General features: G+C 60.6%; 22 protein-coding genes and 1 other annotated feature. Of the genes, 11 read left to right on the forward strand and 11 right to left on the reverse strand.

What is annotated here, in order from left to right; genetic code table 11:
• The first annotated feature begins 2 nt into the window (after positions 1–2).
• Together fucP and ACNY69_RS16110 are read left to right on the forward strand one after the other, a co-directional pair.
• On the forward strand, positions 3–1,328 hold the full coding sequence (gene fucP / locus ACNY69_RS16105) for an L-fucose:H+ symporter permease (RefSeq protein ID WP_111141508.1): 1,326 nt from the start codon (positions 3–5) through the stop codon (positions 1,326–1,328).
• Positions 1,325–2,338 carry an aldose 1-epimerase family protein gene (locus ACNY69_RS16110; RefSeq protein ID WP_418799174.1) on the forward strand — a complete coding sequence of 338 codons (1,014 nt, stop codon included), beginning with the start codon at positions 1,325–1,327 and terminating at the stop codon, positions 2,336–2,338. The genes fucP and ACNY69_RS16110 overlap by 4 nt, the downstream gene beginning before the upstream one ends.
• 7 nt (positions 2,339–2,345) lie before the next feature.
• Here ACNY69_RS16110 and urtE read toward each other — a convergent pair whose 3' ends face one another.
• The 8 genes from urtE to atzF all read right to left on the reverse strand — a co-directional run bounded on the left by urtE (position 2,346) and on the right by atzF (position 13,957).
• Positions 2,346–3,044 (reverse strand): urea ABC transporter ATP-binding subunit UrtE, encoded by a 699-nt coding sequence (urtE, locus tag ACNY69_RS16115; RefSeq protein WP_111141512.1) that lies wholly within the window; start codon positions 3,042–3,044, stop codon positions 2,346–2,348.
• Position 3,045: 1 nt separating this feature from the next.
• Entirely contained in the window at positions 3,046–3,837 is a 792-nt protein-coding gene (gene urtD, locus ACNY69_RS16120) for an urea ABC transporter ATP-binding protein UrtD (RefSeq protein ID WP_418799177.1), read from the reverse strand.
• Complete coding sequence (gene urtC, locus ACNY69_RS16125) at positions 3,834–4,907, reverse strand: urea ABC transporter permease subunit UrtC (protein ID WP_418799179.1); 1,074 nt, start codon at positions 4,905–4,907, stop codon at positions 3,834–3,836. The genes urtD and urtC overlap by 4 nt, the downstream gene beginning before the upstream one ends.
• Positions 4,907–6,472 (reverse strand): urea ABC transporter permease subunit UrtB, encoded by a 1,566-nt coding sequence (urtB, locus tag ACNY69_RS16130; RefSeq protein ID WP_418799181.1) that lies wholly within the window; start codon positions 6,470–6,472, stop codon positions 4,907–4,909. Before urtB ends, urtC begins: the two co-directional genes overlap by 1 nt.
• Before the next feature lie 77 nt (positions 6,473–6,549).
• A complete protein-coding gene (urtA, locus tag ACNY69_RS16135) occupies positions 6,550–7,818 on the reverse strand; it encodes an urea ABC transporter substrate-binding protein (RefSeq protein ID WP_111141526.1) in 1,269 nt (422 codons plus the stop codon).
• A 27-nt stretch (positions 7,819–7,845) separates the two neighbouring features.
• Positions 7,846–8,541, reverse strand: coding sequence for a GntR family transcriptional regulator (locus ACNY69_RS16140; protein WP_418799183.1), 696 nt, complete (start codon positions 8,539–8,541; stop codon positions 7,846–7,848).
• Positions 8,538–12,167 (reverse strand): urea carboxylase, encoded by a 3,630-nt coding sequence (uca, locus tag ACNY69_RS16145; RefSeq protein ID WP_418799185.1) that lies wholly within the window; start codon positions 12,165–12,167, stop codon positions 8,538–8,540. Before uca ends, ACNY69_RS16140 begins: the two co-directional genes overlap by 4 nt.
• Before the next feature lie 2 nt (positions 12,168–12,169).
• Positions 12,170–13,957 carry an allophanate hydrolase gene (atzF, locus tag ACNY69_RS16150; RefSeq protein WP_293774693.1) on the reverse strand — a complete coding sequence of 596 codons (1,788 nt, stop codon included), beginning with the start codon at positions 13,955–13,957 and terminating at the stop codon, positions 12,170–12,172.
• Between the two features lie 269 nt (positions 13,958–14,226).
• On the opposite strand from atzF, the gene sltY reads away from it, so the two are divergent.
• Entirely contained in the window at positions 14,227–16,146 is a 1,920-nt protein-coding gene (gene sltY / locus ACNY69_RS16155) for a murein transglycosylase (RefSeq protein ID WP_418799187.1), read from the forward strand.
• A 45-nt stretch (positions 16,147–16,191) separates the two neighbouring features.
• Positions 16,192–16,512, forward strand: a complete 321-nt coding sequence (gene trpR, locus ACNY69_RS16160) for a trp operon repressor (protein ID WP_111141374.1) — start codon at positions 16,192–16,194, stop codon at positions 16,510–16,512.
• Here the strand turns inward: trpR and yjjX are convergent, their stop codons facing one another.
• The gene (yjjX, locus tag ACNY69_RS16165) at positions 16,513–17,031 is read right to left on the reverse strand and encodes an inosine/xanthosine triphosphatase (protein WP_111141373.1); all 519 of its coding nucleotides are present in this window, start codon (positions 17,029–17,031) and stop codon (positions 16,513–16,515) included. It abuts the gene before it with no gap.
• Between the two features lie 203 nt (positions 17,032–17,234).
• On the opposite strand from yjjX, the gene gpmB reads away from it, so the two are divergent.
• Positions 17,235–17,882 (forward strand): 2,3-diphosphoglycerate-dependent phosphoglycerate mutase GpmB, encoded by a 648-nt coding sequence (gpmB, locus tag ACNY69_RS16170; protein ID WP_111141372.1) that lies wholly within the window; start codon positions 17,235–17,237, stop codon positions 17,880–17,882.
• A 38-nt stretch (positions 17,883–17,920) separates the two neighbouring features.
• Here gpmB and robA read toward each other — a convergent pair whose 3' ends face one another.
• A complete protein-coding gene (robA, locus tag ACNY69_RS16175) occupies positions 17,921–18,802 on the reverse strand; it encodes an MDR efflux pump AcrAB transcriptional activator RobA (protein WP_111141371.1) in 882 nt (293 codons plus the stop codon).
• Between the two features lie 194 nt (positions 18,803–18,996).
• On the opposite strand from robA, the gene creA reads away from it, so the two are divergent.
• Entirely contained in the window at positions 18,997–19,470 is a 474-nt protein-coding gene (creA, locus tag ACNY69_RS16180; protein ID WP_111141370.1) for a protein CreA, read from the forward strand.
• A gap of 71 nt (positions 19,471–19,541) precedes the next feature.
• Here the strand turns inward: creA and arcA are convergent, their stop codons facing one another.
• On the reverse strand, positions 19,542–20,258 hold the full coding sequence (gene arcA / locus ACNY69_RS16185) for a two-component system response regulator ArcA (protein ID WP_111141369.1): 717 nt from the start codon (positions 20,256–20,258) through the stop codon (positions 19,542–19,544).
• A gap of 609 nt (positions 20,259–20,867) precedes the next feature.
• Between arcA and ACNY69_RS16190 the strand changes: the two genes are divergently transcribed.
• The 5 genes from ACNY69_RS16190 (at position 20,868) to thrC (ending at position 26,593) form a co-directional block, all read left to right on the forward strand.
• The gene (locus ACNY69_RS16190) at positions 20,868–21,572 is read left to right on the forward strand and encodes a tRNA/rRNA methyltransferase (protein ID WP_111141368.1); all 705 of its coding nucleotides are present in this window, start codon (positions 20,868–20,870) and stop codon (positions 21,570–21,572) included.
• A 187-nt stretch (positions 21,573–21,759) separates the two neighbouring features.
• Entirely contained in the window at positions 21,760–21,828 is a 69-nt protein-coding gene (thrL, locus tag ACNY69_RS16195; protein ID WP_090964490.1) for a thr operon leader peptide, read from the forward strand.
• Positions 21,767–21,885: a sequence feature (Thr leader region), on the forward strand. It overlaps the preceding gene by 62 nt.
• Positions 21,886–21,911: 26 nt before the next feature.
• Positions 21,912–24,374, forward strand: coding sequence for a bifunctional aspartate kinase/homoserine dehydrogenase I (gene thrA / locus ACNY69_RS16200; RefSeq protein ID WP_418799190.1), 2,463 nt, complete (start codon positions 21,912–21,914; stop codon positions 24,372–24,374).
• 2 nt (positions 24,375–24,376) lie between these two features.
• Complete coding sequence (gene thrB / locus ACNY69_RS16205) at positions 24,377–25,306, forward strand: homoserine kinase (protein ID WP_111141366.1); 930 nt, start codon at positions 24,377–24,379, stop codon at positions 25,304–25,306.
• 3 nt (positions 25,307–25,309) lie between these two features.
• Positions 25,310–26,593: a threonine synthase gene (gene thrC / locus ACNY69_RS16210; protein ID WP_111141365.1), complete on the forward strand. Its 1,284-nt coding sequence runs from the start codon at positions 25,310–25,312 to the stop codon at positions 26,591–26,593.
• The last annotated feature ends 27 nt before the right edge of the window (positions 26,594–26,620 follow it).

Raw genomic sequence — 26,620 nt, forward strand, 5'->3', positions numbered from 1 at the left:
CTATGCAACAGAAAATAGTGCAGCAATCTGATGGCTATCTGAATAAAACGCCGCTGTTCCAGTTCATTCTGCTGTCATGCCTCTTTCCGCTATGGGGCTGTGCGGCGAGTCTCAACGATATTCTGATCACCCAGTTTAAAAGCGTCTTTGCCCTCAGCGACTTCGCCAGTGCGCTGGTGCAGAGCGCCTTTTATGGCGGCTATTTTCTGATTGCGATCCCGGCTTCGCTGGTGATCCGCAGAACCAGCTACAAAATGGCGATCATGATCGGCCTGGCGCTCTACATCGCAGGCTGCATCGTCTTTTACCCGGCGTCACACATGGCGACCTACACCATGTTCCTGGCGGCAATTTTTGCTATCGCCATTGGCCTGAGTTTCCTGGAAACCGCGGCCAATACCTACAGTTCGATGATTGGCCACCGTGATCACGCCACGCTGCGCCTCAACGTCAGCCAGACCTTCTATCCGATTGGTGCACTGATGGGGATTGTGCTGGGCAAATATCTGGTGTTTCAGGAAGGAGGCAGCCTGGAGAGCCAGATGGCGGGCATGACGGCGGAGCAGGTGCATGCTTTCCGGCTGACCATGCTGGAACATACGCTGGAGCCCTACAAATATCTGGTGATGGTGCTGGTGGTCGTGATGTTGCTGTTTATGTTCACCCGCTATCCGCACTGCAAGCCGGAAAGCCATGCGAAATCGCGCCCGTCACTGGGTGAGACCTTTCGCTATCTGGCCACTAACCGCCACTTTAAACGCGGGATCGTGACCCAGTTCCTCTATGTTGGCATGCAGGTGGCGGTCTGGTCGTTTACGATTCGTCTGGCGCTGACGCTGGGCGCAGCCAACGAGCGTCACGCCTCTGACTTTATGATCTACAGCTTCATCGGCTTCTTTATCGGTAAGTTCGTAGCGAATTTCCTGATGGCCCGTTTCCGTGCCGAAAAGGTGCTGATCGCCTATTCCGTGCTGGGCGTGCTGACGCTGGCCTATGTGATGCTGGTGCCGGACTTCACCGCCGTCTACGCCGCCGTTTTTGTCAGCGTGCTGTTTGGTCCCTGCTGGGCCACCATCTACGCAGGCACCCTGGCGACGGTAGACAACAAATATACCGAGGTGGCGGGCGCGTTTATCGTAATGGCGATTGTGGGCGCCGCCTTCGTTCCGGCGCTGCAGGGGCTGGTCTCTGACACACTGGGATCGATGCAGCTGGCGTTTGGCGTCTCGCTGCTCTGCTTCGCCTGGGTCGGCTTCTATTTCTATGGCGAGCTGCGTCATAAAAAGCAGCCGGTTGCGAGCGGGCGTCTGGTGGAGGAGTTGCCATGAAAACCCGTTTTCCCCTGGCGCGTGACCAGTTTCACCCCACGCCGTCGACGCTGCTGGAGAGCGAGACGTTCCGGGTCGAGCTGTTTCGCTACCCGTCAGGCATTGAGGCGGTACGCCTTCATAACCGTCGCGGCAGCGTAACCGTGCTGCCGTTTCTTGGGCAGATGATCTGGGAAGTGCAGTTCGACGGACATAACCTGACGATGGGCCACAGTTTCAGGCAGCCGCTGCCAGCCCGTTCGATCATTGATACCTATGGCTGTTTTGCGTTTCATTCGGGGCTGCTGGCTAACGGCTGTCCTGCGCCAGAGGACGATCATCCGCTGCATGGCGAGATGGCCTGCGCCCGTATGGACAGTGCCTGGCTGGTGCTGGAGGATCAGACGCTGTCGCTGGAAGGGGAGTATGACTATGTAAAAGGCTTTGGTCATCACTATCTGGCTGCACCGGCCGTGCGTCTTCAGGCCGATCGCCCGCGGCTGACGATCGACATGACTGTTACCAATCTGGCCGGTGCGCCGATGCCGCTGCAGTACATGTGTCACATCAACAGCGCGTGGATCGATCAGGGGCGCTTCCGGCAGTCGATCCCCGATCGGGCCTTTCAGCTGCGGCAGTCGATCCCGGCGCATCTGCGGCCGACGCCCGCCTGGCGCGACTACACGGATCGGCTGGCGCGCGATCCGCTGGCTCTGCAGCAGCTTGATCAGCCGCAGCTCTGCGACCCGGAGATCGTCTTTTTCGCGGACGATCTGCCGCAGTATGGCGATGAGGTGCAGTTTGAGCTGCATGCGCCGCAGGGCTACGCGCTGATGACGCGCTTCTCCACCGCGCAGTTCCCGCACGCCACCCGCTGGCTGCTGCATAATCCCGATCAGCAGGTGGCGGCCTATATTCTGCCCGCCACCTGCCGGCCGGAAGGCTTTCTGGCGGCACAGCAGGCAGGTACGCTGATCACCCTGAAACCGGGCGAACAGCGCCACTTCTCCGTCGAAACGGGCCTGCTCTGATCGCCGGTTAAATCGCCACGAGGCCGCGCACACCCTCTGCTTCCATGGTGTCGCCGCGGCCACGCTGTACGATCTCCCCGCGCGACATCACCAGATAGCTGTCCGCCAGCTCGGCGGCGAAATCGTAAAACTGCTCGACCAGCAGAATCGCCATATCCCCGCGCTGCGCCAGCTGGCGGATCACTGCGCCGATCTCTTTGATCACGGAGGGCTGGATCCCCTCTGTGGGTTCATCCAGGATCAGTAGCTGAGGGCGACAGGCCAGCGCCCGGCCGATCGCCAGTTGCTGCTGCTGACCGCCCGAAAGATCGCCGCCGCGACGTGACTTCATCGCCAGCAGCACCGGAAAGAGCTGATAGATCTCCTCCGGCACCTCGCGCGCCTGCGCCGCCGGAAAACGGGAGAGCCCCATCAGCAGATTCTCCTCCACCGTCAGACGCGGAAAAATTTCGCGGCCCTGTGGCACATAGGCGATGCCCGCCTGCACGCGCTGATGAGGTTTACGGCCAGTGATCCGCTGCTGCTGCCAGTGGATATCCCCTGACTTCGCCGGGATCAGCCCCATCAGGCACCTGAGCAGCGTGGTTTTCCCCACGCCGTTGCGTCCCAGCAGGCAGGTGATCTCACCAATCTTCACCTCAAACGACAGGCCGCGCAGAATATGACTGCCGCCATAATATTGATTCAGTTCAGTAACCTGTAACATCTCAGCGCCCCAGATAAACGTCGATAACCTGCTCGTTGGCCTGCACCTCGCGCAACGACCCTTCGGCCAGCACCTGACCCTGATGCAGCACCGTGACATGGTCGGCGATGGTCTCCACAAAACCCATGTCATGCTCCACCACCATCAGCGAGTGTTTGCCTGCCAGGCTGCGGAACAGCTCGGCGGTGTAGTCCGTCTCGGCGTCGGTCATGCCCGCCGCAGGCTCATCCAGCAGCAGCAGGTGCGGCTCCTGCACCAGCAGCATCCCGATCTCCAGAAACTGCTTCTGGCCGTGCGACAGCAGGCCCGCCCGGCGCTGGCGTTCAGCGCCCAGCCGCAGCATCTTCAGCACTTCATCAATGCGATCGCGCTGTTCGCTGTTGAGGCGGGCACGCAGGCTGGCCCAGACCGATTTATCGGTTTTAAGCGCGATCTCCAGATTCTCAGCGACCGTTAATGCCTCAAACACCGTGGGCTTCTGAAACTTGCGGCCGATACCGGCGCGGGCGATCTCCACCGGCGAAAGACGGGTCAGATCGCTGTCCTGGTCATAGATCACCCGGCCCGGATCGGGTCGGGTTTTGCCGGTGATCACATCCATCAGCGTGGTTTTGCCCGCGCCGTTGGGGCCGATCACGCAGCGGAGTTCACCGATGCCGATCTGCAGCGACAGATCGGTGAGCGCGCGAAAGCCCTCGAACGAGACGTTGATCTTCTCCAGCTGCAGCACCGGATCGCGCTGCAGCCGGTGACGATCCGCCCGCTGGGGCTGGGTAAACAGGGCATCACTCATGGTTTCCTCCGGCGCAGCAGGCCAATGACGCCAGAGGGCAGAAACAGCGTCACCAGAATGAACATCAGACCCAGAAAGAACAGCCAGTACTCCGGGAAGGCCACGGTGAAGATGCTGCGTGCGCCGTTGACAATCGCCGCCCCCAGCAGCGGGCCAATCAGCGTGCCGCGTCCGCCCAGCGCCACCCAGATGGCGGCTTCGATCGAGTTGGCCGGTGACATTTCTCCCGGATTAATAATGCCGACCTGCGGCACATAGAGCGCCCCGGCCAGGCCGCACAGCACAGCGGAGAGCGTCCAGACAAACAGCTTAAAGCCGCGCGGATCGTATCCGCAGAACATCAGACGATTCTCCGCATCCCGCACCGCGGTCAGCACCCGGCCAAACTTGCTGCGCGCCAGGGCAAAGCCGATCGCCAGGCTCAGCAGCAGCAGCAGCACCGTGGCAACGAACAGCCCGATACGGGTGCCCGTCGCCGTGACGGAAAAGCCGAGCAGGGTGGTAAAGCCGGTAAACCCGTTGTTGCCGCCAAACCCGGTTTCGTTGCGGAAGAACAGCAGCATACCGGCGTAGGTCAGCGCCTGGGTGATGATGGAGAAGTAGACGCCTTTGATTTTTGAGCGAAAAGCGAAGAAGCCAAACAGCCAGGCCAGCAGGCCCGGCACCAGCATGCTCAGGCAGAGCGCCCAGGCGAAGTACTGGGTGCCGGTCCAGAACCAGGGCAGCTCATGCCAGGAGAGAAAGGACATAAAGGCGGGTAAACCCTCGCCCGCGGCCTGGCGCATCAGGTACATGCCCATGGCATAGCCGCCCAGGGCGAAAAACAGGCCGTGCCCCAGCGACAGCAGACCGGCGAATCCCCACACCAGATCCAGCGCCACCGCGACCACCGCATAGCAGAGGATTTTGCCGACCAGCGTCAGGGTATAGGTCGAGAGGGCCAGCGGATGCGTGGCGGGCAGCAGCGCCAGAAACGGCATCAGCAGCAGCGCCAGCGCGACCAGCAGGCCGAGGCTGAGTGTCAGGCGCGGCGCGGTACGCGCCACGCGAAGCGTCATGGGTTGCGTCATCAGTCAGTCACCCTTCCTTTAACCGCAAACAGGCCCTGCGGGCGTTTCTGAATAAACAGCACGATGATCATCAGAATCAGGATCTTGCCCAGCACGGCGCCCATCTGCGGCTCCAGCACTTTGTTGAGAATGCCCAGGCTGAACGCCGCGACCACGGTGCCCGCCAGCTGGCCAACGCCACCCAGCACCACCACCAGAAACGAGTCGATGATGTAGCCCTGGCCCAGCTCCGGCCCGACATTGCCCAGCTGGGACAGCGCCACGCCACCCAGCCCGGCGATACCGGAGCCGAGGCCAAACGCCAGCATATCGACGCGGCCGGTTGGTACGCCGCAGCACTCCGCCATTGCACGATTCTGGGTTACGGCCCGGACGTTCATGCCCAGGCGGGTGCGGTTCAGCAGCAGCCAGGTGAGCGCCAGCACAAACACCACAAACAGGATCACCGCGATACGGTTCCACGGCAGCACCAGGTTAGGCAGCAGCGTCAGGCCGCCCGAGAGCCACGCCGGATTCGCCACCTCCAGGTTCTGTGCGCCGAACAGCACCCGGACCAGCTGGGTCAGCATCAGGCTGATCCCCCAGGTGGCGAGCAGCGTCTCCAGCGGACGGCCATAGAGATGACGGATCACCGTGCGCTCCAGCGCCATGCCGATGGCGGCGGTGACCAGAAAGGCAACCGGCAGCGCCAGCAGCGGATACCAGGCTAAATAGTGCGGCGCGAACTGCTGAAACAGGCCCTGCACCCACCAGGTGGCATACGCGCCGAGCATCAGCATTTCACCGTGCGCCATGTTAATCACCCCGAGCAGACCGTAGGTGATCGCCAGGCCCAGTGCGGCCAGCAGCAGAATCGATCCGAGCGACAGGCCGCTGAAGGCCTGCCCCAGCAGATCGCCCCACATCAGCCGCTTCTGAATCTGTTGCAGGCTCTGCGCCGCCGCCGCCCGCACCGTGGGATCCGGCTCGTTCGCGGCCTGAGTCAGACGCTGCAGGCTGGCCTGAGTATTGGGATCGCCGGACTCACCCAGCTGCTGAACCGCCCGCAGACGCACCATCGGCTCGCGATCGGCCAGCTGCAGATTCGCCAGCGCCAGCGCTAACGCGGCGTGGACCCGACTGTCCGGCTCGGCGGCCAGCCGCTGTTCCAGCAGGGGAAGCTGGTCCGCCATCCCCTCATTTTGCAACTGCCGGGCCGCGCGCAGGCGCAGAGCGACATCCGGGCTGACCAGCTGGTGGGCGGCCAGCGCAGTGTTGACCAGTACACGCAGCCGGTTGTTCATAAACAGTTTTTTCAGGCTGCCGGCAGGCTGCGCCACCGTGTCCAGCGGCTGCAGCGTTGCACCCTGCTGGCTGAACGGCTGCCTGTTCTGGTCGGTAACCACAGTTTCAGCATGCAGCGCCTCCAGCAGCGGCAGGCGCTGACTGTCGGGCGCCGCGGCCCACTGCTGCAGCAGCGCCGCCTGCTGACTGCGGCTGGCGGCCGCAAAGTCCGCAGCCGGTCCGGCGCTGGCCATCAGCGGCATCAGCAGCAGCAGGCTGAGAAAGCAGCGACATAGATTCATAAAGAGAGCCTCGTCAAGGGAGAGCATCGCAGCCGCATCACAGCAGGTGACGCGGCCGGGTTATCCGCCGCGCACCATTACTGCGCGGTTTTGACCGGGTGGTCGGGCTTTTTGTCGTTACCGGCGATATAGGGGCTCCACGGCTGCGCGCGAACCGGCTGATCGGTCTGCCATACCACGCTGAACTGGCCGTTCTCTTCCACCTCGCCAATCATGACCGGCTTATGCAGATGGTGGTTGGTCTGATCCATCGTCAGGGTAAAGCCATCCGGAGCCTTAAAGGTCTGGCCGGCCATGGCCGCCCGCACTTTGTCGACGTCCGTGGTGCCCGCTTTTTCCACCGCCTGCGCCCACATATGGATCCCTACATAGGTTGCCTCCATCGGATCGTTGGTGACGACGGTGGCGGCGTTCGGCAGGTTGTGCGCTTTGGCGTAAGCGCGGTAATCGGCGACGAATCTGGCATTAACCGGATTATCAATCGACTCGAAATAGTTCCAGGCCGCTAACTGACCCACCAGCGGTCGGGTGTCGATGCCGCGCAGCTCCTCTTCGCCCACCGAGAAGGCGACGACCGGAATGTCAGTGGCCTTAATGCCCTGGTTGGCCAGCTCTTTGTAGAACGGCACGTTGGAGTCGCCATTGATGGTGGAGACCACGGCCGTTTTGCCGCCCGCCGCAAACTTTTTAATGTCCGCGACGATGGTCTGATAATCGCTGTAACCGAAAGGCGTATAGACCTCTTTGATATCGCTGTCCGCCACGCCTTTACTGTGCAGGAAGGCGCGCAGGATCTTGTTGGTGGTACGCGGATAGACGTAGTCGGTGCCCAGCAGGAAGAAGCGTTTCGCGCTGCCGCCATCTTCGCTCATCAGGTACTCCACGGCCGGGATCGCCTGCTGATTCGGCGCGGCACCGGTGTAGAAGACGTTGGGCGACATCTCTTCCCCTTCATACTGCACCGGGTAGAAGAGCAGGCCGTTCAGCTCTTCAAACACCGGCAACACCGACTTACGTGAAACCGAGGTCCAGCAGCCAAACACCACCGCCGCCTTGTCCTGCGTCAGCAGCTGGCGCGCTTTTTCGGCAAACAGCGGCCAGTTGGAGGCGGGATCCACCACCACCGGCTCCAGCTTTTTCCCCAGCACGCCCCCTCTGGCGTTGATCTCATCGATCGTCATCAGCGCCACATCTTTCAGCGGCGTTTCAGAAATCGCCATGGTGCCGGAGAGGGAATGCATGATCCCCACTTTGATGGTATCCGCAGCCTGGGCACTCCAGGTGAAACCCAGACTGACAACGGTGGCGGAGAGCGCAAAAGCCTTGATCAACGAACGTCTTTTCATCATCTGAACCCCTGAGTGGTAGTGGTATTATTCGGTGAGCTGAAGCCGGGCCTGCTGGAGGCGGTGCAGCGTGATCTTGCGGACTTCCGCCTTACTGACGGCGATGTGATCGGTCAGAATCTGTTGTGCCGTGGCACGCTGCTGCTGAAAAATTGCCTGTAAAATCTGCGCATGTTCCTGATAGGTGGCGCAGATGCGATCGTCGCGGGTGAAGTCGAGGCGACGGATGATGCGGATCTTCTCCGTGAGCTCGGCGTGGATGCGCGCCATCTCCGGATTACCGGCGGCGGCGACCAGCGTCATGTGAAACGCCTCATCATGCTGCGACACCACCAGTCCGTCGGCGAGCGCCTCCGAATCACACCAGAACTGGTTGAGTGCTTCGAGCAGCGCGGCGCACTGCGGCGCGGGCAGGGCGCAGAGGCGTTTTACCGCCTCGCACTCCAGCACGGTGCGCAGATCATAGAGCGATTCGAACCAGGCGAAATCGAAGGTTTTAATCTGCCAGCCGCTGCGAAACCAGACGTCCACAAAGCCTTCACGCTCCAGCCGGAACAGCGCCTGGCGCACCGGCGTGCGGCTGACCGCCATGCGCGCGGCGATTTCGCTTTCGCTGAAGCGATCGCCCGGCATCAGGCGAAAGGCAAAAATATCGTCCTTCAGGGCCTGATAGACCCGTTCGGCCAGCGCTTCGGGGCGCGCTTTCGGAGGATGTGCTCTCATTCTGCCTCCGGTTCAAGCCATAACAGGGTGTCGCCGGGCGTGACCGGCCGCCCCGCCTGACAGAGGATCCGCGTCACGCGGCCCGCCTGAGGCGCGACAATCGCCAGCTCCATCTTCATCGCCTCCACGATGATCAGCGTCTGACCGGCGCTGACCGCCTCGCCCGGCTGCACCAGCACTTTCCAGATGTTGCCATTGAGGTCAGCCTGCACGGCCAGGCCGCTGTGATCCTCGTCACTGACGCCGGTGGCGGCCTCCTGCACAGGCGGGGCGTTCTCCTCTTCCCGCGCCCAGTGCTGCACTTCCTGTTCAAAGGCGGCAGCCTGACGCTGGCGAAAGGCGGCGATCTCAGCGGCGTGATCGGCAAGGAACTGCTGATGAGTGGCGAAATCAAACTCGGTCTCTTCAATACGCAGGCTGGTGCGGCCTTCACGGAAATCTTCGCGCAGCCGATTCAGTTCGCTCTCACTCACCGGATAGAAGCGCACCTGGTCGAAGAAGCGCAGCAGCCATGGCGCATCGGCCGCGAACTGCGGATTTTTCAGGAAGGTGTTCCAGATCGGCAGCGTGCGGCCCACCAGCTGATAGCCGCCGGGCGAATCCATGCCGTAGATGCACATATACATGCCGCCGATGCCGACGGTACCTTCGGCGGTAAAGGTGCGCGCCGGACTGTATTTGGAACTCAGCAGGCGATGACGCGGATCGATCGGCACGGCGCAGGGGGCGCCGAGATAGACGTCGCCCAGTCCCAGCACCAGATAGCTGGCGTCGAACAGGGTATCGCGCACCGCTTCGCGGCTGCTCAGGCCGTTAATGCGCTGAATGAAATCGACGTTATTCGGCAGCCAGGGGGCCGTGGCGCGCACCGTCTCCTGATAGCGGCTGACGGCGCCCAGCGTGGCGCTGTCTTCAAACGCCATCGGCATCCACACGACGCGCGACGGCACTTTAAGGGTGCTGACATCGCCCAGCGTGGCCTCCAGCGCCAGCAGCAGCGACATCAGCCGCGCCTGGCTGATAACCAGGCTGTCGTAGCGCACCTGTAGCGACCGCACACCCGGCGACAGCTCCTCAATGCCTGGTTCAGCCTCTGCTTTCAGCGCATTCATCAGCAGATGCACGCGCAGGCGCAGCGCCAGATCCAGTACGTTATCGCCATACTCAATCAGCACATATTTGTCGCCCGCCTGGCGGTAGACCACGGCCGGTGTGCTGCCGGTCGCGTCCCGCGCGGCCAGGATCGTCGCGGAGCCGTGGGCGGTTTCGGCCAGCGACGGCACGGCAAACGCTGGCGGATGCTCCGGCCGCAGGGTTTCGATCAGATGCGTCTGCGCTTTTTCCCGCGCCAGCGCATCTTCTGCGGAAATCGGGTGGAAGCGGATGGTGTCGCCAGGTTTGACCTGACCCACCTTCCACAGCTCCGCTCTGGCGATGGTCACCGGACAGACAAAGCCGCCCAGACTGGGGCCGTCATGCGTCAGGATCACCGGAAAGTCGCCGGTAAAGTTGACCGCGCCGATGGCATATTCGCAGTCGTGTACGTTTGAGGGATGCAGGCCCGCTTCGCCGCCGTTGGCGCGGGTCCAGGTGGGTTTCGGGCCGACCAGCCGCACGCCGAGGCGGTTGGAGTTGTAGTGCACCTGCCAGTCACTGGCAAAGAACTCATCAATTGCGGCCTGGGTGAAGAAGTCTGGCGCGCCGTGCGGCCCGTAGAGGACGCCGATACGCCATTCGCTGCCGTAGTGCGGGATCAGCGCCGCGTCGAGCGGCTGCGGTGCGCTGATCGGGGCAGGGGTGGTGCAGGCCGCCTGTTCAGGCCGGGAGATCGGCAGCATATCGGCCACGCGCAGGGTGCGCCCGGCATGACCGCCGAACTGGCCCAGCGAGAAGGTGCTGCGGCTGCCGAGATAGACCGGTACGTCGAAGCCGTTGCGCACCGCCAGATAGCTGCGGCAGCCCTCTCGGGCGCGGCCCAGCGCCAGCGTCTGTCCCGCTTTTACCGTCAGCGGCTGCCAGTAGCTCACCGGCTCGCCATCCAGCGTGGCGTCACACGCCGCGCCGGTCAGCGCCAGCGTGGCATCGCAGTGGAAGCGCAGGGTCGGCCCCTGCAGCGTAAACTCCAGGCCCGCTGCCGATGCATGGTTCCCGACGATGCGGTTAGCCAGCCGGAAGGCGAAATCGTCCATCGGGCCGGAAGGCGGCACGCCGATGTCCCAGTAGCCGAGGCGGCCGGGATAGTCCTGAACCGAACTGAAGGTGCCGGGCTGCAGCACCTCCACCACCGGGGCGGCGGGCACCACGCTGTCGAGATAGCGGGTCCAGACGCTGCCGCTGCGAAACGTGTCGCTGGTGGTGATCTGCCGCAGGTAATCCAGGTTGGTGGCGATGCCGTGCAGCTGGGTGGCATCCAGCGCCTGCTGCAGTTTTTCCAGGGCCGCATCGCGGCTGTCGGCGTGCACAATCAGCTTGGCGATCATCGGATCGTAGAACCCGGAGACCTCGCTGCCGGTTTCGACACCCGTGTCGACCCGCACGCCCTCGGGAAAGGCCACGCCCGTTAACAGGCCTGGGCTGGGCTGAAAGTTTTTCAGGGGATCTTCGGCATAGAGACGGACTTCAATCGCCGCCCCCTGCGGCGCCTGCTGCAGACGCGCCCAGTCCACCGCATCGCCCGCCGCCACCTGTAACATGCACGCCACCAGGTCCAGCCCGGTGACGCACTCCGTAACCGGATGTTCCACCTGCAGGCGGGTGTTGACCTCCAGGAAGTAGAATGTCTGCTGGCTGACGTCGTAGATATACTCCACGGTGCCCGCGCTGCGGTAGTTCACCAGCTCACCGAGCCGCACCGCCGACGCGAGCAGGGCCTCGCGCGTGGCGGGCGACAGGCCCGGCGCAGGCGTCTCCTCCACCACCTTCTGGTTACGGCGCTGCAGCGAGCAGTCGCGTTCGCCCAGCGCCACCACGGTGCCGTTGCCGTCGCCAAAAATCTGGACTTCGATGTGACGGGCGCGATCGATACAGCGCTCCAGAAACACCCCGGCATCACTGAAAAACTGTTCGCCGAGGCGGCGCACGCTCTCCCAGGCGCTGGCCAGAGCCTGCGCATCGGCGCAGCGTGTCAGGCCAATGCCGCCGCCGCCTGCGGTGCTTTTCAGCATCACCGGATAGCCAATCTCATCGGCGGCCTGCAGCGCCGCCTCAAGCGACGCCAGCAGCGGCGTGCCCGGTGTCATCGGCACGCCCGCACGGGCCGCCAGCTCGCGCGCGCGGTGCTTCAGTCCGAACTCGCCAATCTGCTGCGCGGTCGGGCCAACAAAGGCGATGCCTGCCGCTTCGCAGGCTTCGGCAAACGGCTGGCTTTCGGAGAGAAAACCGTAGCCAGGCCAGATCGCCTGCGCGCCGCTCTGCTGCGCCGCCGCCAGAATTTTGTCGATGCGCAGATAGCTGTCGCTGGCTTTGTCGCCGCCCAGGGCGATAGCCACATCCGCCTGCCTGACGTGCCGGGCGTTGCGGTCGGCGTCAGAGTAGACCGCGACGCTTTTCACGCCGAGGCGCTTCAGGGTGCGGATGGCGCGACAGGCAATCTCGCCGCGGTTGGCAATCAGTACGGTGGTGAACATGATCAGTGACTCCCCTGTGATGCCAGCCAGTTGCGCCAGCCGCCCGTTTCAGTGATCTCCAGCGCGCCGTTCAGCGCCGCGCCTTCGCAGATAAAGCCTTTGACGACCCGGCCATCGGCCAGCGTCAGGTTGCCGATCCCCAGCGGCGCCGGGATCTCTGCCACAAACTCGCCGAAGCGCGCCAGCGGGATGTCCCACAGCTCCACGGCGATTGCGGCACCCTGTTCATCACGCATCAGGCCCGGCTTTTTGATCGCCCCCTCCAGCAGGGCAAACAGGCGGTAATGGGGCGCGGTCTGCGTCTCCCCGGCCCACACCGCCTGGCGTTCGGTAAGCTGGAAATTGAGCGGCATACCGGTGAGATGGGCGCCCACCACCGCCAGCCGGACGTGATCGGCTGAAGGGGGCAGCGTGGCGCGTCGGGTCGGAAAGGGCTGGCCGGTGGCGCCCAGCGGCAGCGCCAGTTGCTGCTGCCAGCGCAGACCAAACTCAGCCAGCGCCCGATCGTGCCAGGCCGGCGCGATCAGCGTGATACCGGCTGGCAGGTCGTCGTTGCGGAACGGCGCGGGCAGCGCCAGCGCCGCGAGGTCAGCAAGGTTGGTAAAGTTGGTGTAGGTGCCAAACTGCGAGTTGTAGTGGACGGGCTCCTGCTTCATCTCTTCCAGGGTGTGGATGGTGGGCGAGGTCGGCACTACCAGCGCGTCGAAAGGGGCCATCGCCTGCTGGATCTGGCGCGTCAGGTCGGCGCGCAGATACTCCGCTTTATATGCCTCCACCGCGCTGTAGTTCAGCCCGCTGGCGATGATGTTCTGCACGACCGGCTCCATCTGGTCGAGCATTTCGCCCACCGCCGCCGTGCGTTCGGCAACCCAGGGGCCGTAATAGAGCTGTTCAGCCAGCTGGCGGAACGGGGTGAAGTCGATGGGATGCAGCGTCGCGCCGCCTGCCTGCAGGGCCTCCAGCGCCCGATCCCAGGCGGCTTCGGCAGCAGCATCATCAAAAAAAGCTGGATCGGCCGGGATAGCAAAGTGAGGACGGGCGGGCAGGCTGGCCGGGGCGGTGCGCGGGTTGACGCGCGAATAGGCGTCGCCGCTGTCATAGCCGCCCATGAGCGTGGCGACGGTAAAGGCATCTTCGGTCGTCAGCGCAAAGATTGAGATGGTGTCGTTAAGCCGACAGGCGGGCACCACGCCGCGCGCAGAGAACCAGCCTTTGGTCGGTTTCAGGCCGACGATGTTGTTGAAACCTGCCGGGACGCGACCCGATCCGGCCGTATCGGTGCCGAGTGAAAAGGCGACCAGTCCGCGCGCCAGCACCGACGCCGAGCCAGAGCTGGAGCCGCCGCTGACATAGCCGGCGTCGAAGGTATTGCAGACCGCGCCGTAAGGCGAGCGGGTGCCCACCAGACCGGTCGCGAACTGATCGAGGTTGGTTTTGCCGATGACCACCGCGCCAGCGGCTTTCAGCCGGGCGACAGCCACCGCATCCTCACGGGCGGTGTAGGTAAAGGCGGGGCAGGCGGCGCTGGTGGGCCAGCCCATCACATCAATGTTGTCCTTGACCGCGAACGGTATCCCAAACAGCGGCAGCGCCGCAGGATCGCGCTGATAGTCCGCCAGCAGCGGCGCAATCTGTGCCGCTAACTGATCCGGTGTCGCCAGGGTGATCCAGGCGTTATCCTGCGGATCGATCTCCGCCAGGTGTGCGTTGAGCAGGGCGCTAATCTGCTGCGGTGCCTGCTGAATGCGCTGCTGCCAGGCGTGAAGCGTCAGGCCAATGGTCGATGTCATAAGAAGAATTCCAGCTGGTATACAAGATGGCATTCAACAGAGCAAAGGGTGTGCCAGTTTTTTAACGCGCTGATTCAACGGGTTAATGACGGTGGTGATAAGATTTTCTGATGATAATTTGCACAATCGCGGCGCGCAGCCTGAGCGATAGCGGTGCGCCGGGGGTCATGGTGCGTAAATTTTGTGAAGAACATGGCAAGAGTCCGGTGGCCTGGTTAGCATGAAGACTGTCTGGCAGTTCGCCGGGCCCAGCAACAGAGGAGATTTACGTGGTGAAGTGGCGTAACTGGATGATAGGGATCTGCCTGGCCGGCACGGCCAGCAGCGCATGGGCCGATTCGCTTGATCAACAACGGCAACGTTATCAACAAATTAAACAGGCCTGGGACAGCAACCAGATGGCCACCGTGGATCAGCTCCTGCCGACGCTGCAGGATTATCCGCTTTACCCTTATCTGCAGTATCGCCTGCTGGCGCAGGATCTCGATCAGGAGACCGCGCTGGCCGTGCAGAACTTTATTCGCCAGTATCCGACGCTGCCGCCTGCGCGATCGCTCAGCACCCGCTTTATCAACGTGCTGGCTTACCGCCAGGACTGGCAGGGCGTGCTGAACTTCAGCCCGACTGAACCTAAGCCGGTGCAGGCGCGCTGCAACTGGTACTACGCGAAATGGGCCACCGGCCAGCAGCAGGCCGCGTTCGACGGTGCGAAGCAGATCTGGCTGCGCGGCACGGCGCTGCCTGCGGACTGCGATAAGCTCTTCTCAGTCTGGCAGTCTTCCGGTCAGCTCTCACCGATTACCATCCTGGAGCGCATCCGGCTGGCGATGAAGGCTGGCAATGACAGCCTGGTGAGCTATCTGGCGAAAACGCTGCCAGCCGATTATCAGACCATGTCTGACGCGGTGCAGGCGCTGCAGCAGGATCCGCTGACGGTCAGCACCTTCGCCAGCAGCGTCGGTCCCACCGACTTCACCCGCCAGGCGACGATCTACGCCTTTACCCGTGTGGCGCGGCAGGATATGGAAAATGCCCGCAGCCTGATCCCGATTCTGGTCCGGGCGCAGAAGATGGGGCCGGAGGATGAGCAGGCGCTGAAGGAGATTGTCGTCTGGCGCATGATGGGCAGCGATCTCACCTCTGAGCAGGCGCGCTGGCGTGATGCGGTGGTGATGAACAGCGAGTCGACCGCGCTGCTGGAACGCCGGATTCGCCTGGCGCTCACGCAGCACGATCGGCGCGGTCTGAACACCTGGATCGCCCGTCTGCCGCTGGAAGCCAAAGAGAAAGATGAGTGGCAATACTGGCAGGCCGATCTGCTGTTTGAGAAAGGACGTAAAGAGGAAGCGGAAGAGATCCTGCGTAAGCTGATGCAGGCGCGCGGCTTCTATCCGATGGTAGCCGCTCAGCGTCTGGGCGTGGATTATCCGCTGCAGGTGGATGAAGCGCCGAAGCCAGACAGCGCCACGGTGCAGGGCCCCGAACTGGCCCGTGTTCGCGAGCTGATGTACTGGGGGCTGGATAACCTGGCACGCAGCGAGTGGAGCAATCTGATCGGCAGCCGCACGCATACCCAGCAGCAGATGCTGGCGCGATACGCGAATGAACAGGACTGGTGGGATCTCAGCGTGCAGGCGACCATCACGGCCAAAATGTGGGACAGCCTGAAGGAGCGTTTCCCGCTGGCATGGCGGAGCGTCTATGAGCGCAATACCGACGTGAAGCAGATCCCGCCGAGCTATGCGATGGCGATCTCGCGTCAGGAGAGCGCCTGGAATCCCAAAGCCCGTTCCCCGGTCGGAGCCAGCGGTCTGATGCAGATCATGCCCGCAACCGCAGCGCATACCGTGAAGATGTATAACATTCCGGGCTACAGTAACGTCAGCCAGCTGCTGGATCCGGAAACCAATATCCAGATCGGCACCCAGTATCTGGAGTATGTCTATCAGCAGTTCAGCCAGAACCGGATCTTCGCTTCAGCGGCCTACAATGCCGGGCCTGGCCGGGTGCGCAGCTGGCAGAAAATCAGTGGCGGCAACCTTGATGCTGTGGCGTTTATCGAGACAATCCCCTTCTCCGAAACGCGCGGCTATGTGAAGAACGTTCTGGCGTATGACGCCTACTATCGTCACTTCATGGGCAAGCCTGACCGGATCCTGTCAGATGCTGAGTGGAATCGCCGTTACTAGCTGTGCTAAGCTTCCGTACTCTTTAGCGAGTACGGAAGCCTCTCCATGACCCATTCTGATTCCCCCTCTGCCGATGCGCATCCGACAGACGATAGCTGGCAGCGCGTTGTCCTGCTGATGCAGCAGGCCTTTGCGGATGGCCATGCGTTGCCTCTGCTGCAACTGATGATGACGCCCGACGAGCGCGAAGCGTTCGGCACCCGTCTGCGGATCATTGAAGAGTTAATGAACGGCGAAATGAGCCAGCGCGAGCTGAAAAATGAGCTTGGCGTCGGCATCGCGACCATTACCCGGGGATCAAACAGCCTGAAAGAGGCGCCGCCGGAGCTGAAACGCTGGCTGGAAGCGCGCCTGGGCCGCGCCTGATTACTGCTGATAGAGCGGATGGACGAACGGGCAGAGCGCCAGGATCAGCGCCTGATGATAGACGCTGGAGCGGCTGAGCAGGCCGTGCGTAAACGCGCCAATCGCGCCGCCCTTCTGTTTGATATTCTCAATACCGGTCAGGCGCGCCATCTCTTCGCCAAGCTCGCGGCCTTCACGCAGACCCGCCAGCACGGCCGGTGGCAGGGTAAAACTGGCTGAACGCGATTCGCCACGCTGCTTCTGATTTTCCACCACCATCCAGGCAAACGCACAATCCTCTTCAATCCCTGCCTCAATCGCGACCCAGAATGCCGCCTCCGGGCGAACCTGGCGGGCATTCATTACGCGCTGGCGTGCGCCGGTTCGCGTTTCGAGATGGGTTAACGGCTGTGCGGCAACGCCACTATCGACCTCGACCCCTTCGATATGGCAGGATCCTTCGCCGAAAACGTCGCTGAATGCCTGCGCAATCGCGTGAATCTTCGCTGGGTTGGTTGTGGCTGCGACAACATGGTACATAATTGATTGAACCCTCAGGTGATTAAGCGCCTGGCCCTCAGGCCATTTTATCTGTCAGTCTGAGCCGGAGCAGTGCCCACACGCCGCACGTACCCGCTGTACGTCGGGTGATTACGCACTGTCTGCGCCCGGACTGCCTGCAACAATGACGCCTGTCGGAACAGGCTCTAAAGCGATTTTGTCGCAGTATAACGGAAACTAACATGCTACAGGTCTATCTTGTTCGTCACGGTGAAACGGTATGGAATGCGGAACGCCGTATTCAGGGCCAGTCTGACAGTCCATTGACGGAAAAAGGTGAGCAGCAAGCCCGACAGGTGGGTGAGCGCGTAAAACAGCTGGGGATCACCCATGTGATCGCCAGCGATCTGGGACGGACGCGCCGCACCGCGGAGATTATTGCGGATGCCTGTGGCTGCGCCGTGACGCTGGATGCGCGGCTGCGCGAGCTGAATATGGGGGTGCTGGAGAAACGTCCGCTGGATGGTCTGACCGCCGAAGAGGAGCAGTGGCGCGCCACGCTGGTCAACGGCACGGAAGGCGGCCGCATTCCGCAGGGCGAGTCGATGACGGAGATGGCGACGCGTATGCACGCCGCACTCAATGCCTGCCTCGACCTGCCTGCCGGCAGCCGTCCGCTGCTGGTCAGCCACGGTATGGCGCTGGGGTCACTGGTCAGTACGATTCTGGGGCTGCCCGCCTATGCGGAGCGTCGTCTGCGCCTGCGTAACTGCTCACTGTCGCGGGTGGATTACCAGCAGAGCGCCTGGCTGGCGGAGGGCTGGATTGTCGAGACGGCGGGAGATGTGTCTCATCTGGATGCGCCTGCGCTCGACGAACTGCAACGCTGATTCTGCAGGCTGCCGTCATGATAACGGCAGCCCGGCACTTAGCTGTCGGCCGCCTGACGGCGGATAGGGATCAGATAGTCGCAGCGGATCTCCGTCGGCGGCTCGGCGCGCTTTTTACCGCCGTGGGTATAAAAGCGTTCGATATCCTGTCCCTGACGGCGGGTCAGTCCCAGCGTTGGCATGCAGGTGCCGTAGAGTAACAGGATAAACTCCTGCAGGCTGGCGCGGGGGCCGCTGTAGCTGAACTGCACATAATCTCCGGCTTCCAGAATGACGTTATGGCCGGAGAAGAGGCTGGCCGCGCTGTCCGCTGGCACCGCTGTAGTGTAGAGGATCTCCTGCTCGTCATCTTTCTCCTGGCTGGCGCGCACCTGATGCAGGCCATACAGCACCGGCGGCACGGTGTCGGTTTCCAGCAGGAACTGCTTCCAGAAGTGAATACGCATCTCGTCGCGGTAGCTGGAAATCTGCTCCAGCGTACAGGTGTAGTTCTGGGTCTGTCCCACCAGCACCGTTTCCGGCAGCGTAACGAACGTGGACTCCGGCTGCGGCTCATTATCCAGGCGGATAGGGGGGCGAATACCGAATGAGTTCCAGTCAGACGCGCGACGATACCAGGCGGGCGTCTGAGCAAACTGCTTTTTGAAGGCGCGAGTAAAAGTCTGTTGTGAATCAAAACGATACTGAAGCGCGATATCCAGAATCGGCCGGCTGGTCAGGCGCAGCGCCACAGCGGCTTTTGACAGGCGACGGGCGCGGATATAGGCACCGATGGCGTGTCCGGTCACGTCTTTGAACATCCTTTGCAAGTGCCACTTAGAGTAACCCGCTTTCTGGGCAACGTTGTCCAGCGAAAGGGGTTGATCCAGATGGCTCTCCAGCCAGACAAGCAAATCGCGAATGATACCGGCTTGGTCCATAAAACATCCTCATACTCTGGTGGGGCAGCTAAACGCATTCGAAAAATATTAGCACTCATTGCTCAAAAGACGGGGGCCGTTTTCCGGGGAAGGTTGTGCTAAAACATGACGGGTTAAAACCCGTTTTGGTTTGGTCATTATATCGATTAACAGTACATTACATTTTCATCTATTCCATTTGCAATGGTAACTCCATGACAATATCGCGTCTTATAATTGCTGCGTTCACTACGCTGACTTTCTCCAGCCCGCTGTTCGCCGAGCAGATCGGCTCGGTCGATACCGTGTTCAAGATTTTTGGTCCTGACCATAAGATTGTTGTCGAAGCTTTCGATGATCCGGACGTGAAAAATGTAACCTGTTATATCAGCCGGGCAAAAACCGGCGGGATCAAAGGCGGGCTGGGGCTGGCAGAAGATACGTCTGATGCCGCGATTTCCTGCCAGCAGATTGGGCCGGTTGAGCTGAGCGAGAAAATTGCACAGGGCAAAGCGCAGGGTGAAGTGGTCTTCCGCCAGCGCACCTCGCTGATCTTCAAAAAGCTGCAGGTCGTGCGCTTTTTCGACCAGAAGCGTAATGCGCTGGTCTATCTGACCTACTCCGATAAGGTGGTCGATGGCTCACCGAAAAATGCGCTCAGCGCCGTGCCGATTATGCCGTGGCACTGATATAACAATCCTCGCCGGAATAAAAAAACGCCCGCAGGGGCGTTTTTTTACTGGTCTGCTCTGACAGGCGATTACTCCTGCAGGTCGCCGCAGAAGCGATAACCTTCACCATGAATGGTGGCGATGATCTCTGGCGTGTCCGGCGTGGATTCGAAATGCTTACGGATACGACGGATCGTGACATCGACGGTGCGGTCGTGCGGCTTGAGATCGCGGCCGGTCATTTTTTTCAGCAAATCGGCACGGGTCTGGATCTTGCCCGGGTTTTCGCAGAAGTGCAGCATGGCGCGGAACTCGCTGCGCGGCAGTTTGTAGTGCTCGCCGTTCGGGTTGATCAGTGAGCGGCTGTTGATATCCAGCTCCCAGCCGTTGAATTTATAACTCTCGACCTGACGGCGCTCTTCACCCGGCATCGCCAGGTTCATAGTGCGCGACAGCAGGTTGCGGGCACGAATCGTCAGCTCACGCGGATTGAACGGTTTGGTGATGTAGTCGTCAGCGCCAATTTCCAGACCAAGAATTTTATCGACTTCGTTGTCACGGCCGGTCAGGAACATCAGTGCGACATTGGCCTGCTCGCGCAGTTCACGGGCCAGCAACAGGCCATTTTTACCCGGCAGGTTGATGTCCATGATCACCAGGTTAACGTCATTGTCAGTCAGCACCTGATGCATTTCAGCACCGTCCGTCGCCTCATACACCACATAACCTTCCGCCTCAAAAATACTCTTGAGGGTATTACGCGTGACCAGTTCGTCTTCAACGATAAGAATGTGCGGGGTCTGCATGTTTAGCTACCTAAAATTTGCCAACAAATTGAAAACAGGGCGTACAGCGGTATGGCGTTCTCCATCATCGAGAGCGGCGGGCCGCGCGGAACCGTTGTACGAAATCATCTTTTGATAAGCCATCTATCAACGTCAACAACAGTATTAGCTCAGCCAGTCAGGATGAAAATTGCATGCCCCAGGCGTTAATGATAATGGCGCATATCCTAACTGTATTAACAGCAACCTAACAGCACCAACTACAACCGATAAGCATAAAAAAAACGCTTCGTTGACTTATATCAAATGCAATTGTAGCACGTTAACACTTTTGTGAAAAACTTCTCGCATATTGCCTGTTTAGCTCACAAAAAGCATCATTTTCGTTACATTTTCCAGGCATGCGAGCCAAAATGAATCCCGAGCATCATCACATTCTATCCTGTTGAAGTTAAATGAATTAATAATCCTTTCTTTAATAATGGCCACTTCGGTGATAAAACGTTCCCGGTCACGATTTTTAATGGGTTTTAACATCCTTAACACTCTATTTTCTTATTACCTCCTGACGACTGAATCATTAACAGCCATGTTAATATGGCGTTATGTAAATGGACCAATGGAATAAATATGCTTTTTCCTCTGATTCTCGTCTCGCCTGCGCGGCCAGAAAATATCGGCGCTGCGGCGCGTGCCATGAAAACGATGGGCTTCACCCAGCTGCGTATCGTGGCCAGTGACGCCTGGCAGGATCCCGCTGCACGCCGGGTCGCCCACGGGGCAGGTGAGATCCTCGATAATGTGCAGACCTTTGCTACCCTTGCTGACGCCCTGGCAGATATCGATTTTTCGGTCGCCACCACGGCGCGCAGCCGGGCAAAGTTTCGCTACTACGCCACGCCGGAACAGGTCGAAGCGCAGCTGCAGGAGAAACGTCAGTGGGTCAACAGTATGGCGCTGGTGTTTGGCCGCGAGGATAGCGGGCTGACCAATGAGGAGCTGGAGCAGGTCGATCTGCTGACCGGCATCCCGATGGCGAATGACTATCCGTCACTCAATCTCGGGCAGGCGGTGATGGTCTACTGCTATCAGCTGTCGAAGCTCAATCAGGTTGAGGCGCCGGTCGCGGCGGCCGCCGACGGGCAGCAGTTGCAGGCGCTGCGTCAGCGTTTCCATCAGCTGCTGGCACACCTTGAGGTGAGCGATGATGAAAAACTGTCAGACTGGATCGATCAGCGGGTCGGACTGCTGGAGCAGCGCGACAGTGCGATGCTGCATCGTCTGCTGCACGATATTGAAAAAAAACTGACAGATAAATCCTCGGCAAAAAGCTGATTTTATAGCACCAGATCGCACCTGAATTCCTCATGGCAAACGATCAAACACCGTTTCCGGCTTTCCCCGGAGGCTGTGCGCAGTGGTGAAGATCTGTCCGGCGGACAAATCGTGTTGACTTAATGTGCGCTTTGCTTTACTTCTGGGAGCCAGACGGACAGAAAAGACAGACAGAAAATAAATCTTAATGCGTAAAATCAGCCTGAACACCACAATTATTACCACCACCATTACCCCAGGTAACGGTGCGGGCTGACGCATACAGGAAAAACAGAAAAAAAGCCCGCACCTGAACAGTGCGGGCTTTTTTTTCGGCTTAAATTCAGGAGAGTGAATATCATGCGAGTGCTGAAATTCGGCGGGACATCGGTAGCGAATGCGGAGCGGTTTCTTCGCGTCGCGGACATTCTGGAAAGTAATGCGCAACAAGGACAGGTTGCAACCGTGCTCTCTGCGCCAGCAAAGATTACTAACCATCTGGTGGCGATGATTGAAAAAACCATCAGTGGTCAGGATGCTTTGCCGAATATCAGCGACGCCGAACGCATTTTCAGCGAGCTGCTGCAGGGACTGGCGGAGGCTCAGCCCGGCTTTGAATACGATCAGCTGAAAACCCGTGTCGATCTGGAGTTTGCCCAGCTGAAGCAGGTGCTGCACGGCATCAGCCTGCTGGGGCAGTGCCCGGACAGCGTGAACGCGGCGATTATCTGTCGCGGCGAAAAGCTCTCGATTGCGATCATGGAAGCCCTGCTGCAGGCGCGCGGCTATGGCGTCAGCGTGATCGACCCGGTGGAAAAACTGCTGGCGGTCGGCCACTACCTTGAGTCCACCGTCGATATTGCCGAATCGACCCGTCGCATCGAGGCGAGCCGGATCCCACCGCAGAACATGATCCTGATGGCGGGCTTTACGGCCGGTAACGAACGCGGCGAGCTGGTGGTGCTGGGCCGTAACGGCTCTGACTATTCAGCAGCGGTGCTGGCAGCCTGTCTGCGCGCCGACTGCTGTGAAATCTGGACGGATGTGGACGGCGTCTACACCTGCGATCCGCGCCAGGTGCCGGATGCGCGCCTGCTGAAGTCGATGTCCTATCAGGAGGCGATGGAGCTCTCCTATTTCGGCGCGAAGGTCTTACACCCCCGCACCATTGCGCCGATTGCCCAGTTCCAGATCCCCTGCCTGATCAAAAACACCGCCAATCCGCAGGCACCTGGCACCCTCATCGGCGCAGAGGCCGATCAGGATGAGATCCCGGTGAAAGGCATCACTAACCTGAATAATATGGCGATGGTCAATGTCTCCGGCCCGGGCATGAAAGGCATGGTGGGCATGGCGGCCAGAGTCTTTGCGGCGATGTCCCGCACCGGGATCTCCGTGGTGCTGATCACGCAGTCCTCTTCGGAATACAGCATCAGTTTCTGCGTGCCGCAGAGCGAGCTGGCGCGTGCGCGTCAGGTGCTGGAGGAGGAGTTCTATCTTGAGCTGAAAGATGGCCTGCTGGACCCGCTGGATATTATCGAAAACCTGGCGGTGATTTCGGTGGTGGGCGATGGCATGCGCACCCTGCGCGGCATCTCAGCCAAATTCTTCTCGGCGCTGGCGCGCGCCAATATCAACATCGTGGCGATTGCCCAGGGCTCCTCTGAACGCTCTATCTCGGTCGTGGTCAACAATGATGAGGTGATCACCGGCGTTCGCGTGGTGCACCAGATGCTGTTTGCCACCGATCAGGTGATTGAGGTGTTCGTGGTCGGCGTAGGCGGCGTGGGCGGCGCACTGCTGGATCAGCTGCATCGCCAGCAGGCGTGGCTGAAGCAGAAACATATCGATCTGCGGGTCTGCGGTATCGCTAACTCGCGGGCGCTGTTAACGAACGTTCACGGCATCGATCTGAACAACTGGCAGGCGGCGCTGGCCGAGGCGAAAGAGCCGTTCAATCTGGGCCGCATGGCGCGTCTGGTGAAAGAGTACCATCTGCTTAATCCGGTGATTGTGGATTGCACCTCCAGTCAGGCGGTCGCCGATCAGTACGCCGATTTTCTCAGTGAAGGCTTCCATGTGGTGACGCCGAACAAAAAGGCCAACACCTCCTCCTGGCAGTACTATCAGCAGATGCGTGCGGCGGCGGCCAAATCACGGCGCAAATTCCTGTATGACACCAACGTGGGCGCTGGCCTGCCGGTGATCGAAAACCTGCAGAACCTCATGAACGCGGGTGATGAGCTGCTGCGCTTCTCCGGTATTCTCTCCGGTTCGCTCTCTTTTATCTTCGGCAAGCTGGATGAAGGGGTGTCCCTCTCCCAGGCGACCCGGATGGCGCGTGAGATGGGCTTCACCGAACCCGATCCACGCGACGATCTCGCCGGAACCGATGTGGCGCGCAAGCTGCTGATTCTGGCGCGTGAGGCGGGTCATCAGCTGGAGCTGAGTGACATTGAGATCGAGCCGCTGCTGCCCGCCAGCCTGACCGGGATTCAGGATGTTGAGCAATTTATGCAGCGTCTGCCGGAACTGGATGACGCCTTTGCCAGCCGGGTCGCGCAGGCGCAGGAGGCGGGCAAAGTCCTGCGCTATGTGGGCGTGATTGAAGAGGGTGGCATCTGCAAAGTGAAGATCGAAGCCGTTGACGGCAACGATCCGCTCTATAAAGTGAAAAATGGCGAGAACGCGCTGGCGTTTTACAGCCGCTACTATCAACCGATTCCGCTGGTGCTGCGTGGATACGGTGCAGGAAATGATGTCACAGCGGCCGGTGTCTTTGCCGACCTGCTGCGCACGCTGTCATGGAAGTTGGGAGTTTAATCATGGTAAAAATTTACGCACCGGCCTCGATTGGTAACGTCAGCGTCGGCTTTGATGTGCTGGGCGCGGCCGTTTCGCCGGTAGATGGCTCCCTGCTGGGCGACTGCGTTTCAGTTGAGGCGGCCGATCAGTTTTCCCTGACCAACGCCGGCCGTTTCGTCAGTAAACTGCCCGCCGATCCCCGGGAGAATATCGTCTATCAGTGCTGGCAGCGGTTCTGCGAGGCGCTGGGCAAAGAGATCCCGGTGGCGATGACGCTGGAGAAGAATATGCCTATCGGCTCCGGGCTGGGCTCCAGCGCCTGCTCGGTGGTGGCCGGTTTAATGGCAATGAACGAATTCTGCGGCAAGCCGCTCAGCGACGGCGCCCTGCTGACGCTGATGGGCGAGCTGGAAGGGCGGATCTCCGGCAGCGTGCATTATGATAATGTCGCCCCCTGCTTCCTGGGCGGCATTCAGCTGATGCTGGAGGAGAATGACATTATCAGCCAGGCGGTGCCGGGCTTCGATGACTGGCTGTGGGTGATGGCCTATCCGGGCATCAAGGTTTCGACCGCTGAAGCGCGCGCCATTCTACCTGCGCAGTATCGCAAAGAGGATTGCATCAAGCATGGCCGCCTGCTGGCGGGCTTCATTCACGCCTGCCATACGCGTCAGCCTGAGCTGGCCGCTAAACTGATGCAGGATGTGATCGCCGAACCCTATCGCACCCGGCTGCTGCCCGGCTTTGCCGCCGCGCGTCAGGCCGCTAAAGACACAGGCGCGCTGGCGTGCGGGATTTCAGGTTCCGGTCCGACACTTTTCGCCGTTTGCAATCAGATGGAAACGGCACAGCGGATGGCTGACTGGCTGAGCCAGCACTATCTGCAGAACGATGAAGGCTTCGTCCATATCTGCCGTCTTGACACGGCTGGCGCACGACAATTGGGATAACGCATGAAACTCTACAATCTTAAGGATCACAACGAGCAGGTCAGCTTCGCCCAGGCGGTGAAACAGGGGCTGGGCTCACAGCAGGGTCTGTTCTTTCCGCTGGAACTGCCAGAGTTTGAACTGACCGACATCGACGCGATGCTGGAGATGAATTTTGTCGACCGCAGCAGCAAAATCCTCTCGGCGTTTATTGGTGACGAGATCCCGGCCCAGCAGCTGCATGAGCGCGTGAAAGCCGCGTTTGCCTTTCCGGCACCGGTCAAAGCGGTCAGCGAGGATATTGCCTGTCTGGAGCTGTTCCACGGCCCGACGCTGGCGTTTAAAGATTTCGGCGGCCGCTTTATGGCGCAGATGCTGTCATATGTTTCTGGCTCCGATGAGCAGATCACGATCCTGACCGCCACCTCCGGCGACACCGGTGCCGCCGTGGCGCACGCCTTCTACGGCATGAAAAACGTGCGCGTGGTGATCCTCTATCCGCAGGGCAAAATCAGTCCGCTGCAGGAGAAACTCTTCTGCACCCTGGGCGGCAACATTGAAACCATCGCGATCGACGGCGATTTTGATGCCTGCCAGGCGCTGGTGAAACAGGCGTTTGATGATGAAGCACTGAAGAAGGCGATTGGCCTTAACTCGGCAAACTCCATCAACATCAGCCGCCTGCTGGCGCAGATCTGCTACTACTTTGAAGCGGTCGCCCAGCTGCCCCAGGAAAAACGTAATCAGCTGGTGGTCTCTGTGCCAAGCGGTAACTTTGGCGATCTGACTGCCGGTCTGCTGGCTAAATCACTGGGCCTGCCGATCAAACGTTTTATTGCGGCCACCAACGCCAACGACACGGTGCCGCGCTTCCTGGGCAACGGCGAATGGCAGCCTAATCAGACGGTCGCCACGCTGTCGAATGCGATGGACGTCAGCCAGCCGAACAACTGGCCGCGTGTGGAAGAGCTGTTCCGCCGTAAAACCTGGCGCCTGACCGATCTGGCCTGTGGTGCCGTCTCTGATGAGACCACCCGCGCCGCGATGCGTGAACTGGCTGAGATTGGCTATGTGTCCGAACCGCATGCCGCTATCGCCTGGCGTCTGCTGCGCGATCAGCTGCAGGAAGGGGAGTATGGTCTGTTCCTGGGAACGGCTCATCCGGCGAAGTTCCGCGAGAGCGTGGAGGCGATCCTGGAGCAGACGCTGACGCTGCCGCCGGAGTTAGCGGAGCGCGCCGATCTGCCACTGCTGTCGCATCAGATGAAGGCGGATTTCACCGCGCTGCGGGCGTTCCTGCTGAAGTAATCCTTTAAAAGGCTCCCCGGTAAGGGG

It is taken from the genome of Pantoea graminicola (genome assembly GCF_048452665.1).
GTDB lineage: Bacteria > Pseudomonadota > Gammaproteobacteria > Enterobacterales > Enterobacteriaceae > Pantoea.